The organism is Bacillus sp. J33, from assembly GCF_000518885.1.
Lineage (GTDB): Bacteria > Bacillota > Bacilli > Bacillales > Cytobacillaceae > Cytobacillus.
Map to the genome: position 1 here is coordinate 1 of NZ_JAEL01000143.1, position 10,723 is coordinate 10,723.

The window sequence follows — 10,723 nt, forward strand, 5'->3', positions numbered from 1 at the left end:
CAGCGGGCGGTCCGACGCTCCTCGGTGCATTCGCACCTGCGGGGTCTCCCGCTGACACGCTTCTCCCGCAGGACATTGAATAAGCTTCCCCGAATTAACACCTCTTCGTAAGGAAATGCGGTAGCATTTTCGAGGAGCTCGTACCTTCCGCTCCAATCAACAGGTTGCTAAAATCAACAATAAGCTTTAACACAGCCTTAATGAAAAAACGGGCAAGCATAAAGCTTGTCCGTTTTAAATTTTGTTGATAATCAAATCTAATTAGTCTTTTTTAATATATGTCCAGCCCTCCTCCTGGTACACTTTTCCTTCCTTCATTAACCGGCCCAAAGCCCTTTTGAATGAAGCCTTGCTAAGCTGGAACCGTTCCTGAATATCTTCTGGTGCGCTTTTATCTCCATATGGCATAGCACCATTTCGGCTTTCAAGGTAGGACAGAATTTTTTCTGAATCCTCATCTAATACTTCGTGCTTTCTAGGAATCAGAGAAACATTCACCGTTCCATCTTCTTTTACATCTACAACCCGTCCTTCAACCTTTTCACCCAGGCGCGGCTCTCTTTTGCGCTGGGATTCATGAATAAAGCCCTTAAAGCCCTCTGCTGTATAAATCCAGCTTCCGACCTTAGCGGTTCTGTAAATATGCCCATGGATGTTTTTATTAAAATCGCTTCTTGTCGCTTTTACGGCCATTTCACTTATAAAATGATCAGTAGCCATTTTTACATAAATTCGGTTATTTTTATTGACACGAAGAGTAATGTACAGCATGTCCCCTTCTTTCGGCCAGACAGATTTATGGACGGGCAGATCTTCTTCACCCAAAAGCATATCTTTCTGAACACCAATATTGATGAAAACACCAATTCCCGGCTTTACATCGCTAACTTGTGCCCAACCATATGTACCAACCTGAATTTCGGGGATTTTTGTTGTTGCGGCAATTCTCCCCTGTGAATCTACATAAAGGAAAGCCTCTACCTCCTGGCCTTCTTCAAGCTTCTCCTCTGTTTCATTCTCATGCAGCAGAACATCTTCCTCTCCATCAGTCAAAAAATACCCAAATGACGCCTCTCTGGATACTTCCAGCGTGGCTGCACGGCCCAAGTATTCCTCTAATGCCATTGCTGTTTTCCTCCTTTATTCAATCTTCACTGTAAACATCAAATATTCATTATATTAAATCTTTCCCTATAAAGATCTTATAACTCCTAAAGTTGTTTGAACTGCTATATTTTACTATAATAAGAACGTAAAGTGAAACTTCTTTTTGAAGGCGATTTTCCTTCAAAAAGTTAGTTGAACTTATCGGGTTATTACTATCCGTTTTTCTTCCTGATTTACCAAGCTTTATACGGATAGTTATCACGCTGCAAATTAAATGTAAAATTGTTATGTTCAAGGAGGCTGCCATGTCTAAAGAGAGCTCATTTGATATTGTATCCAAAGTAGACTTTTCAGAAGTAACGAATGCTATTAATATCGCTATGAAGGAAATATCCACACGCTATGACTTTAAGGGAAGCAAAAGTGATATCAAGCTAGATAAGGAAGAGCTTGTGCTTGTTTCTGACGATGAATTTAAGTTAGAACAGTTAAAGGATGTTTTATTGAGCAAGTTAATTAAAAGGGGCATTCCTGTAAAAAATCTTGACTACAGCAAGGTTGAGGGGGCGTCAGGCGGGACTGTCCGCCAAAGAGCCAAGCTTGTTCAAGGTATTGATAAAGATAATGCGAAAAAGATCAATACCTTAATTAAGAACAGCGGTTTAAAAGTTAAGAGCCAGGTTCAGGATGATCAAGTCCGTGTAACAGGTAAAAACCGCGATGATCTTCAGAAGATAATTGCCGCAGTTAAAGAGGCGGATTTAACTGTTGATGTTCAGTTCGTTAACTATCGTTAAATTTTAAGCAAACGGATCTTTTTCCGTTTGCTTTTTTTTGGGTAATGAAGCAAGATCCAGAGCCATTTAATTTTTTTGCGTCTTACCAAACACCTTTCCGCCATTGCCAGAGGCTATTGCGTCGTGCTCTCTATTTTATGCGCTGTCTTTATCCGGTTTTCAGGTTTTCCCCAATTTCACTTAATCGACAAATTTATACATCATCAACTCATCGGCATAGGTACCATCGGTCCTTTTAATATGCTTAATTTTACGGCCTTCTTCTATAAACCCTAACTTTTTGTATAGGCGAATAGCGCGTTCGTTGTATGAAAAGACTTCAAGGCAGACCTTTTCCAAACCAGGCTCTGCTTCTGCCCATTTTAGAAAATGTTTCATTAGCTTCGTACCCAGTCCCTTGCTGCAGAACCTTTCCTGAATGGAAATTCCGAAATAGCCAAGGTGGCGAACCTTTTTATTTTTGGATCGTTTAAAATTGAGCATACCAATTACCTCTTTGTCTGCCTCTGCCAGTAAAATTAAATCCCCGGATTGAAGACTTTGTTCAATCCATGCTTCCTCTTCTTCAACAGATAGGTTAAATTCATCAGCCTCATTTAAAAAAATCAGTTTCCCCAAAAGCTTTTTTGCAATGTGCCAGAATGGCTTCTGCGTCAGTTTTATTAGCTGTGCGAATCCGCATTGCATTTCTCCCCTATCCATTTTTAGACACTATTATATGTGCCAATGCAAATAATTTCCATGTTTTTTCACCATAATAAAATGGAATTTAACTAATATCATTCAATTGGAGGGATGTATTTATGTCTAACAGTCAAAACACCCCTAAGGAATTCCCGCCGCAGCATCAGGATCATCAGCCTGGAATAGAGGGTCTGATGCTGCCTGAGCCGCAATCCGTTGACCCCAAATATACGGGTTCTAATAAATTAAAAGGAAAGGTCGCCTTAATTACAGGAGGAGACAGCGGCATAGGAAAGTCGGCCGCCATTTATTTTGCAAAAGAAGGGGCCAGCGTGGCAATTGTATATCTGGATGAACATGAAGATGCAGAAAAAACAAAAGAAGCGATTCAAGCTGAAGGTCAGGAATGCTTGTTGATTTCCGGCGATATCAGCAGTGAAACCTTCTGTAAAGATGTGGTTAATAAAACTTTGGAGAAATTTGGACAAATTGATGTACTTGTTAATAATGCAGCTGAGCAGCATCCGCAGAAAAGTCTGCTTGACATTACAGCTGACCAGCTGGAAAGAACGTTCAAAACAAATATCTTTTCATTCTTCTATTTAACTAAAGCTGTTCTACCGCATATTAAACAAGGAAGCTCCATCATTAATACAGCTTCGATTACCGCTTATGAAGGAAATGAACAGCTGATCGATTACTCATCAACAAAAGGCGCGATTGTTTCATTTACACGCTCATTGGCAAAATCTTTGGCAGGCCAGGGGATCCGCGTAAACGGTGTAGCACCCGGCCCAATTTGGACACCGCTTATCCCATCAACTTTCTCCGCGGATAAGGTATCGAAATTTGGATCAAATACTCCGCTAGGCAGAGCTGGTCAGCCTTACGAATTGGCTCCTGCTTATGTATACCTTGCAAGTGATGATTCGTCTTATGTAAGCGGCCAGATGATTCATGTAAATGGCGGCACTATTGTAAATGGATAGTACTTTAAAAGGGAAGCCCCTGCAAAGCTTCCCCTTTTTTATGACATTATTAATGGCTTTTCCGGATTTGGGCTGCTGCATGAAAAGCGTTTAACAATTTTATGCGGAATAATAATTCTTTTAACAGGCTCGCGTGGATTTTCGATTCTGTAAATAAGGCTTCTTGCTGATTCAAATCCAAGATCAAATATATTAATATCCACGGAAGTTAATGGCGGTCTGGACATTTCGGCCAATAATACATTATTAAAACTGATGATTGACATGTCTTCAGGTACCTTGATTCCCAGCTCATCTAATGTATTTAATACACCAAGTGCCATTAAATCGTCGGCAACCACAAGTGCTGTAGGCGGCATTTTCAGGGAAATCAGCTCTCTGACAGCTTCCTGCCCGCCTTCCTTTAGGAATTCTTCATGGACAATGTATTCATTAACCAGTTTAATATCTGCTTCTCTTAATGCTTTTTCGTAACCGAGTAAACGTTCAACCGTTACGGTCAGGTTAAGGCTGCCGCCGACAAATGCTATTTGCTTATGGCCCAGCTTGATTAAATACTCTGTTACTTCCTTGGCAGCGCGGAAATTATTATTATCTACGTACGTAATTTCCTCCTCGTCGGAAAAAGGCTTTCCTATAACAACGAATGGAAAATCTCTTTCTTTCAGGAAAGAAAGGACTTTATCTTCTACTTTTGAATAAAGCAGAATAACACCATCGACTCGTCCTCCCTGTACCATTTGAATAACGCCTTCATATATTTCATCATCCGTTTTTCCAGTTGTCATATGGAGAGCATAATGTCTTTCATGCGCCCCCTCACTCAGTCCCCTTAAAACAGTGGGGAAGAATGGATTTTGGAAAACTACGTCAGTGGAGCTTGGCATAATTAATCCGATAGCACGCGTTGACTGGCTCGCCAGGCTGCGGGCAATAAAATTTGGGTGATACCCAAGTTGTTCCATTGCCTCCCTGACCTTTTGCTTCGTTTTCTCGCTAATGCGAGGATTGTTGGCGATTACCCTTGAAACAGTTGAAGGCGCAACTTTAGCCAGCTTTGCAACATCTTTAATTGTAACTGCCAATAAAATCACCCTCTCCGTGAGGTCTCTAATATTAATATTATAAACAAAACAATATAATTTTTCTTTCCTTTTTTAAGCAGGAGCCTACCAGCAAAGAGCTTGAGAAGAAAGGGATATTTTTTATTGCAGAATAAGTGCTGCTTCTTTTTAATTATCGCATTGGTCTAATCAGCCTTTTTCTTTTTTGAACGCTTCCACAATAGGAAAATAAAAATCATAAAGGCTGTATACACGGCTGCTAAAGCAGAAATTAAAGGAATATTTAATCCCGATTTCTCAGCTAAAATATAGACTTCAGCCTGTTCACGGTCAATAATTAAATTGTATTTCCCATCCTCACTTCGAACCAGGTCATCTCCAAGCAGTCCGCGAAGCTCTTTTCCAGTCTCTACCTGGGAAGAGTCCAAAACAGCCTTTTGCGATTCTGTAGTATTATTTATCGCAATGACTGCTGTTTCATCCTTATAAGTTCTCTTATAAACAGCAAATCCATCCTTTTCTTCTAAAAGCTCCATTTCTCCTCTTGTTAAAGAAGGAAGCATCTGTCTTACTTCTCCGAGTTTAGCTATATAGTCAATCAGTTCTTTATCAGTACGGAAGTCCATTTGCCTGCGGTTGTCCGGATCTTCTCCGCCATCAAGAGCTATTTCACTTCCATAATAAACAATTGGAATCCCTGGCGCTGTATACAAGTAAGTTAAGGCAAGCTTCCATCTTGGGCCCGGATGATGGTTTTTTGTAATCGAATCTCGCGTAAACCTTACTGTATCATGATTATCCATGAAAGTGCCCATTAATAAAGGTTTTTCATAAAAGGCTTTATTTCTATCCCAGCTTGTAAAAAGCCAGCTTAAAGAGTTATCCGGCTCAGCAAAAGCTGTTCTTAAATGGTCATTCAGAGGATAGTCAACAAACCCGTCAATGCCTGTTTTTTCATATTCAGCTATATACTCTGGGTCGTCAGACCAAACTTCCCCAAGCAAATAAAAATCTTCTTTGACACTTTTAACTCCTTTTGCAAACTCATTCCAAAATGTTTTAGGAACATGTTTGACAGTATCCAGACGATATCCATCTACATCCGTTTCCTCAATCCACCATTTTGCAGCATCAATTAGATACTCCTTCACTTCAGGATTTTCCTGCTTTAAATCAGGCAGCCCGTAGATCCAGCCATTCTCAATCTCAGTCTGATTTGTCCAATTAAGTATTTCCTGTTTTTCATGGAACCAATCTTTTTTGTCCGGATCATGAACCCATTCATGATTATAGCCTACATGGTTAACGACAAAGTCCAAAATTACTTTTATATCCCTTTTATGCGCTTCTTGCACAAGCTGTTTAAACTCATCCAGTGTACCGAAATGCTCTTCTGTATTGTAGAAATCTTTTATCCAATAACCGTGGTAGCCTTTCTCATCATTATCAAACACGGGGGTAAGCCAAATCGCCGTAAACCCCATATCTTTAATGTAATCAAGGCGATCTATTAAACCCTTGAAGTCTCCACCGTGATAAGCCTTCGGATCTTTTACATCCACCTGAAAATCATTACTGGGATCACCATTGTTAAAGCGATCAACCATTAAGAAATAAATTGTTTCATCTTGCCATTTGCGCTCTTCTTTTTCAGCTGCTCCTGCCGGCAGGGCATAAAAAAGAAGAAACGGGATTAAGATGAAGGTTATAAATCCTTTTTTCATCGCCGCCGCTCCTCCTTCAGTTTTCAAGCCGCAGTTTAGCAGAAGCACTTGCATGAATATCAAAAATCACGTCTGCCAAGCGGCTTGTAAAAGTTTCAGCCCTTTAAGATTAGCCTTTTGTTCCCCCTGCCGTCAAACCGGAAACAAAGTATTTCTGGAACATAAGGAATAAAGCTGCAATTGGAATGGCAATGAGGACAGAACCAGCAGCAAACTTTGTGAATTCATTTCCGAATTGCTTGGCAACCATTTCGTACAAACCTACAGCCATTGTAAATTTCTCATCTGTTCTCAGTAAGATTCTCGCTAAAATAAAGTCACCGAATGGTGCAATAAATGAGAATAAAGCTACCACAGCGACAATAGGCTTTGCCAATGGCATGACAATCTGCCAGAATACACGCAAATGGCTGGCTCCATCCATTTTTGCAGACTCATCAAGTTCCTTTGGAATTGTATCAAGATATCCTTTCATTAACCAGGTATTCATCGGGATCTGTCCGCCAACATAAACAAGAATTAAGCCAAGATGGGTATCAATTAATCCCGTTCTTGTTGCTAAAACGAAAATGGCAATTAGTGCTGCAAAATTAGGAATCATTTGCAGAATCAAGAAAGTCAGCAGCCCATTTTTTCTGCCTATGAAACGGTAGCGTGAAAAAGAATATGCAGTTAAAGATACTGTGATAACAGTCAGAATCATTGTTAGGGTACTAATCTTTAAAGAATTCCAGTACCAGTGAATATAATTGGACTTTTCCAGGTCAAACAGGTATTTGTAATGGTCCAATGTCGGACTTTTCGGAAACATTGTTGAACCTGACAAACTTTGGCCTGGATTGAAGGAAGATCCAACTACCCATAAAAGCGGATAAATGACAATAAAACTCATGAAAGCAATAATTAAATAAGAAGCAGTAAGCCTGATTATTTTATTTTTTTTCATACTCATAGCTACATCAAGTCCTCTTCTTGGAATGATTTTGTTCTTCTAAACTGCCAAAGAGCCACAGTTATTACTATAAGTGAAAGAATCATGGTTACTGCAGCTGCCTTTCCGTATTGGGCAGATGTCATAGTCAGCTTATAGATCCAGGAAATAAGAATGTCAGATCCGCCGGCATTTTGTCCCGGAATAGCTGGACCTCCTCCATTAAATAAGAAGATTACGTTAAAGTTATTAAAATTAAATGTATATTGTGTAATGATAATTGGCGCAGTTGCAAAAAGGACAAGCGGCAAAGTGATTTTAGTGAACTTTTGAAGTATGGATGCACCATCAACAGTTGCCGCTTCGTAAAGCTCATCCGGAATGGACTGCAGCACCCCTGTTGTCATGGCAAAAATGAATGGGAAGCCAAGCCAGGATTGAATAAAAATCAAGGCAAGCCTCGTCCAGTTTTCCTCTGTCATCCATGGAACTGGACCAATGCCAATGGCATCAAGAAGTGTTTTATTGATAACCCCGAAAGTTTCATTAAACATGCCTGAGAATATCAAAATTGAAATAAAAGCTGGAACTGCCCAAGGAAGGATAAATACCGTCCGGATAATTGCTTTTCCTTTAAGATCCTTTTGGTTAACCAGAATTGCAAGGAAAATTCCAAGCGCAACCTGAAGGGTTGTAGCAACAAATGTCCAGACAATTGTCCACCCCATTACGCCAAAGAAAGTTTTTCTCCATAAATCCAATTTAAAAATATCTATAAAGTTTTGAATCCCTACCCAATCTACAAGCTTTGCGGGCGGTGAATGATATAAATCATAATTTGTGAATGCAAGCAGTACCACGAATAAAATCGGAAAAATAACAACGAAAACTAAAAGAAAGAACCCTGGTGAAATCATTAAGTATGGAAACCCATTATCCAATAAATTATGGTACTGTTCTCTTACGCTGTTCAATTTCAGCCCCAAGTCACGCTTTTTGCCATTATTATAGGCATCGTAAATGTTGAAAGAATAAATGATTAGGCCTAATGCTGTTACAATTAAGGCGATAATTCCATCAATCAGCAAAAATATGGAGTGATCGAGAACCGGTATTTCTCCTAAAGTAATGAGACCCCAGAATCCCCAATTAAGCGTGTCATAAAAAGCTGCAAAGAAAGATACTGTAAGAATTAAAAAGATAGCCCCTTTTAGGAACTGTTTATTATAAAACTGCCCAAATCCAGGTAATATGGATAAAAGCGCAGCATTTCTTCCATGATTGGTTGATGTTTTTGTGACATCCATTTTTGACTGGCCTCCCCTTTCTTTATAGGAGAAAGAATTTTTTCTTTTATTATAATTCATTTCCTCATTGTAAATTGGAGTTTTTTGTGCAAACGGTTGCTCTTATGAGGATTATGAAAGCGGCGCCTGCCGCTTTCATTCAAATTATCATGCTATAAAAATGATGGGCAATACCTCCTGGGAGGTACCGCCCTTAGTCTGTCAAATCATTAGTTGGCAGGGTGATTCGTTTCAATATTGGTTTTGATTGTTTTTACTGCATCATCAAGAGCAGCTTTAGGCTCAGCTTTTCCTGTAGCAATTGTTTGAAGTGCAGATGCCATTGGTCCCCATACCTCAGCCATTTCAGGAATGTTAGGCATTGGAACAGCGTATTGGGATTGCTCCGCAACAGCTTTAGCAGCTTCATTATCTGCAATTACAGGGTCTTCAATTAGAGCCTTTACAGGAGGGATTTCCTGAGTTTTCTCAAATCTGATTTTTGCATTTTCTTTATTTGTAATATGTTCAACAAGCTTTGTTGCCCAGTAAGGGTTTTTAGTGAAGGCAGTTACGTGCCAGCCTTTAACACCCATGAAAGTTTTAACAGGCTCTCCGTTTGGAAGCTTTGGCATAACAGCGACACCAACATCAATTCCAGCATCCTTCATGCCCTGTAATGCCCATGGTCCATTCATTACAGATGCGGCTTTCCCTTCGTTGAACAATCCATCCATTGCAGCACCGCCGCTTTCACCGATAATTCCTTTAGGGAATAGGCCTTCGCTGTACCACTTTTGAATAAACTCAGCACCTTCAACAGCACCTTCATTGTTTAAACCAACATCTTCACGGTCTAATGCACCATCATTTTCCTTAAAAACGTACCCACCCATGCCAGCAATTGGTCCGTGAGCGAAATAGAAGTTATCGAAAAGAGCCAAAAATCCATACTGTCCGCCAGTCGTCAATTCTTTAGCTTGAGTGTAAAGCTCATCCATTGTTTCTGGAGCTTTTTCCATTAATGCTTTGTTATAGATGAAAACAGGTGTTTCAGTTGCTTTCGGAAGACCATAAAGCTTTCCATCGAACATTTGTGCAGTGATTGATGATTCTGTGAAAGTATCTAGAACACTATCTTCTACTTGAATCTCCTGAAGCAATCCTTCTGTTACTACCTGTCCGATCTGGTCATGCGGCAGAGTCACAACATCTGGAGCATTTCCGGCAGGCCCATCAAGTCTTAGCTGGTCACGGATCTTATCAGCCATGCCCAATTCTTTGAATTCTACTTTTATCCCATATTCTTTCTCAAAAGACTCGATTGCAGGCTTTAATGCTACACCTTTATCTGTGTCTTCCCAAACTACTAATTTTTCTGGTTTTGGCTCTTCAGCCTGTTTTTCGCTTGTATTGCCGTTATCATTTTCTGTGTTTTCCGGCTGTGCCTCTCGCTGAGGACCACATGCAGCCAGCATTCCGATTACTAATACCAGCATCATAAGGAAAGATAATGACTTTTTCATGGTATTGCCCCCTTTTTTTAAATCTGGTGCTCGAATATCAAATCGTACAACCGTTTGCACAATTGTGTAAACGCTTTTATTTATTTTTAAAAATTTTAGCGTTTTCACTTAATCTATTTTTTTAGTGAATTCTATTGAAATCCCTCAATGAAAACGATTGCACAATTTCTATTTTTATTATACAAGGTTTTTGGGCTTTTACAACTACTTTTTAAAAAATTTTTACAATCAGCTTCGGTACAAAATAAGTTCTATTTTCTTTCTTTATTCTATATTTTTTTTCCATCCATATGGTATAATGCAAGCGATTGCACTAACCTGGTAGTGTCAAAAGATTTATGAAAACTACCTAAAGGGTTAGTTTCTCTCCTATTTACTGGATGGAGATGCGCCGCAATCGCTCTTGACAAACACGCCAATGGTTTGAGGATTGTTTAACAAGGGCGAAGGGAACAAAAGAAGGCATACCAAATAAGCCCTTGGTTGTTTCCATTTTAAACCATTGGCAAGTTCGGTTTGTCAAGAGTTCGCTCCGCCGATTGCTGAATTAGCTTAAGGGCTCAGCTAAACAAAAAGTTAGGCTTGTCTTTGTTCTACTATCCATTGTTGTGCTAA

Annotated in this window: 9 protein-coding genes; 2 read left to right on the forward strand and 7 right to left on the reverse strand. The window is 39.7% G+C overall.

Features of this window, described 5'->3' with window-relative positions; genetic code table 11:
• Positions 1-261 precede the first annotated feature (261 nt).
• Positions 262-1,125, reverse strand: a complete 864-nt coding sequence (locus L634_RS0126785; RefSeq protein WP_026585063.1) for a CvfB family protein — start codon at positions 1,123-1,125, stop codon at positions 262-264.
• Positions 1,126-1,412: 287 nt separating this feature from the next.
• Here L634_RS0126785 and L634_RS0126790 point away from each other — a divergent pair, with 287 nt between their 5' ends.
• A complete protein-coding gene (locus tag L634_RS0126790) occupies positions 1,413-1,904 on the forward strand; it encodes a YajQ family cyclic di-GMP-binding protein (RefSeq protein ID WP_026585064.1) in 492 nt (163 codons plus the stop codon).
• A 180-nt stretch (positions 1,905-2,084) separates the two neighbouring features.
• Here the strand turns inward: L634_RS0126790 and L634_RS31855 are convergent, their stop codons facing one another.
• The gene (locus L634_RS31855) at positions 2,085-2,591 is read right to left on the reverse strand and encodes a GNAT family N-acetyltransferase (RefSeq protein ID WP_232233854.1); all 507 of its coding nucleotides are present in this window, start codon (positions 2,589-2,591) and stop codon (positions 2,085-2,087) included.
• A 116-nt stretch (positions 2,592-2,707) separates the two neighbouring features.
• Between L634_RS31855 and L634_RS0126805 the strand changes: the two genes are divergently transcribed.
• A complete protein-coding gene (locus L634_RS0126805) occupies positions 2,708-3,577 on the forward strand; it encodes an SDR family oxidoreductase (protein ID WP_026585065.1) in 870 nt (289 codons plus the stop codon).
• 38 nt (positions 3,578-3,615) lie between these two features.
• On the opposite strand, the gene L634_RS0126810 is transcribed toward L634_RS0126805, so the two are convergent.
• From L634_RS0126810 to L634_RS0126830, 5 genes are all read right to left on the reverse strand, one after another.
• A complete protein-coding gene (locus tag L634_RS0126810; RefSeq protein ID WP_026585066.1) occupies positions 3,616-4,662 on the reverse strand; it encodes a LacI family DNA-binding transcriptional regulator in 1,047 nt (348 codons plus the stop codon).
• A gap of 164 nt (positions 4,663-4,826) precedes the next feature.
• Positions 4,827-6,365 carry an alpha-amylase family glycosyl hydrolase gene (locus L634_RS0126815; protein WP_026585067.1) on the reverse strand — a complete coding sequence of 513 codons (1,539 nt, stop codon included), beginning with the start codon at positions 6,363-6,365 and terminating at the stop codon, positions 4,827-4,829.
• 109 nt (positions 6,366-6,474) lie between these two features.
• Complete coding sequence (locus tag L634_RS0126820; protein WP_026585068.1) at positions 6,475-7,317, reverse strand: sugar ABC transporter permease; 843 nt, start codon at positions 7,315-7,317, stop codon at positions 6,475-6,477.
• 2 nt (positions 7,318-7,319) lie between these two features.
• Entirely contained in the window at positions 7,320-8,603 is a 1,284-nt protein-coding gene (locus tag L634_RS0126825) for a carbohydrate ABC transporter permease (protein ID WP_026585069.1), read from the reverse strand.
• 209 nt (positions 8,604-8,812) lie between these two features.
• Entirely contained in the window at positions 8,813-10,108 is a 1,296-nt protein-coding gene (locus L634_RS0126830; protein ID WP_026585070.1) for an extracellular solute-binding protein, read from the reverse strand.
• Between the last annotated feature and the right edge of the window lie 615 nt (positions 10,109-10,723).

Excerpts from the sequence above, each read along its gene's own strand:
- L634_RS0126785 (WP_026585063.1), bottom strand. The coding sequence starts at position 1,125 with ATGGCATTAGAGGAATACTTGGGCCGTGCAGCCACGCTGGAAGTATCC.
- L634_RS0126790 (WP_026585064.1), top strand. The coding sequence starts at position 1,413 with ATGTCTAAAGAGAGCTCATTTGATATTGTATCCAAAGTAGACTTTTCA.
- L634_RS31855 (WP_232233854.1), bottom strand. The coding sequence starts at position 2,591 with ATGCAATGCGGATTCGCACAGCTAATAAAACTGACGCAGAAGCCATTC.
- L634_RS0126805 (WP_026585065.1), top strand. The coding sequence starts at position 2,708 with ATGTCTAACAGTCAAAACACCCCTAAGGAATTCCCGCCGCAGCATCAG.
- L634_RS0126815 (WP_026585067.1), bottom strand. The coding sequence starts at position 6,365 with ATGAAAAAAGGATTTATAACCTTCATCTTAATCCCGTTTCTTCTTTTT.
- L634_RS0126820 (WP_026585068.1), bottom strand. The coding sequence starts at position 7,317 with ATGAGTATGAAAAAAAATAAAATAATCAGGCTTACTGCTTCTTATTTA.
- L634_RS0126825 (WP_026585069.1), bottom strand. The coding sequence starts at position 8,603 with ATGGATGTCACAAAAACATCAACCAATCATGGAAGAAATGCTGCGCTT.
- L634_RS0126830 (WP_026585070.1), bottom strand. The coding sequence starts at position 10,108 with ATGAAAAAGTCATTATCTTTCCTTATGATGCTGGTATTAGTAATCGGA.